Source organism: Hydrotalea flava, assembly GCF_001623405.1.
Lineage (GTDB): Bacteria > Bacteroidota > Bacteroidia > Chitinophagales > Chitinophagaceae > Hydrotalea > Hydrotalea flava.
The window spans coordinates 1-2,191 of the sequence record NZ_LUHG01000062.1; the positions used below are offsets into that span (position 1 = coordinate 1).

At 43.3% G+C, this 2,191-nt stretch carries 1 protein-coding gene; it reads left to right on the plus strand.

Translation table 11 applies throughout. From position 1 onward, the window contains the following. On the plus strand, positions 1 to 1,948 hold a 1,948-nt coding region (gene katG / locus A0F92_RS06860; RefSeq protein WP_068243349.1), incomplete at its 5' end, for a catalase/peroxidase HPI. Between the last annotated feature and the right edge of the window lie 243 nt (positions 1,949 to 2,191).

Genomic DNA, 2,191 nt, shown 5'->3' on the forward strand with positions numbered 1-2,191 from the left:
TTATGGTCCGTTCTTTATTCGCATGGCCTGGCATAGTGCCGGCACATATCGTATTCACGATGGCCGCGGAGGGGCAGGCTCCGGCTCTCAAAGATTCGCACCTTTGAACAGTTGGCCCGATAATGCCAATCTGGATAAAGCACGCAGGTTGTTATGGCCCATTAAACAGAAATATGGTAAAAAAATATCTTGGGCCGATTTGATGGTACTTGCGGGTAACTGTGCACTTGAATCAATGGGTTTCAAAACCTTTGGTTTTGGTGGCGGCAGAGAAGATGTGTGGGAGCCTGAACAAGACATTTATTGGGGCTCAGAAACCGAATGGTTGGGCGATAAGCGTTACACCGGCGATCGTGAACTGGAAAATCCGCTGGCAGCCGTTCAAATGGGCCTAATTTATGTAAACCCGGAAGGTCCTAACGGCAATCCCGATCCGTTAGCTGCTGCTCGTGACATTCGCGAAACGTTTGGTCGTATGGCTATGAACGATTATGAAACAGTGGCATTGATTGCCGGTGGGCATACTTTCGGTAAAACACATGGTGCGGCTGATCCTTCTAAATATGTTGGGCGTGAACCAGCAGGTGCAGATATTGAAGAACAAGGGTTAGGCTGGAAGAATACTTTTGGAACGGGCAACGGAACAGATACCATTACCAGTGGTTTAGAGGGAGCCTGGACAAAAACACCAACAAAATGGGATAATAATTTTTTTGAAACGTTGTTTGGATATGAATGGGAACTCACCAAGAGTCCGGCCGGTGCACATCAATGGAAGCCCAAAAATAATGCAGGTGCCGGAACAGTGCCAGATGCACAGGACCCCTCAAAAGGTCACGCTCCATTTATGCTAACCACCGATTTGGCATTGCGTGTAGACCCTGTGTATGAAAAAATATCCAGACATTTCTATGAAAATCCCGATGAGTTTGCAGATGCTTTTGCAAAAGCCTGGTTCAAATTAACACATCGTGATATGGGGCCAATTGCACGCTATCTTGGCTCTGAGGTACCTAAGGAAGTGCTCATCTGGCAAGATCCCATCCCTGCAATTACATATCAATTAATAGAAGATAAAGATATTGCTGCACTCAAGGTTACCATACTGAATTCCGGCTTGTCTGTTTCTGAACTGGTATCTACCGCCTGGGCATCTGCATCCACTTTCCGTGGCTCTGATAAACGTGGTGGTGCTAATGGTGCCCGCATTCGTTTGGCGCCACAGAAATACTGGGAAGTGAACAACCCTGCTCAGTTGAGTAAAGTGCTGGATACATTGGAAAGTATTCAAAATAAATTCAATGCTTCACAATCGGGCAATAAAAAAGTTTCACTGGCAGATTTGATTGTTTTGGGTGGATGTGCTGCTGTGGAGAAAGCAGCAAAAGATGCCGGATTTATAATCACTGTTCCTTTTACACCCGGACGTAATGATGCTGCACAAGCGCACACAGATGTAGAATCATTTGCAGTATTAGAGCCTGTTGCTGATGGATTTCGCAATTATAAAAAAGCAAACGCTGCCTATGCTGCATCGGCAGAAGAAATGTTGATTGATAAGGCACAATTACTTACTCTTACTGCTCCTGAAATGACGGTGCTGGTTGGTGGAATGCGTGTTCTGAATACGAATTATGATCATTCAAAACACGGCGTATTTACTAACAAACCAGAAACATTAACCAATGATTTCTTTCTGCATTTGCTTGATATGAACTATATGTGGAAGCCAACTTCTGATGCTAGAGAATTTTTTGAAGTTCGTGACAGAAAAACAGGGGAGGTAAAGTTTACTGCAACCCGTGTAGATCTCATTTTTGGATCAAACTCAGAACTCAGAGCTATTGCTGAAGTGTATGGATGTGATGATGGAAAAGAAAAGTTTGTGCATGATTTTATAGCAGCCTGGAATAAGGTGATGAACCTGGATCGTTTTGATATTGCATAAAATGGTATAGTATTTAAAATAAAAAAGGCAGTCTCTGAAAAGGCTGCCTTTTTTTATCGAAATAGCTTTGCAGCAGATGAGAGACGAATTTTCGTCAACCTATTTCAGGACGAGACACTTTGATGTCAGTTAAAATGTCGTCAGAAGGTAGGTCAACACCACTTGCAGAAGAACCAATTGTTACTTCGTATTTGTCGTTTAAGTGTTTTTGAAATTTCTGTTCAATAAGTGTCCCAACGGCTT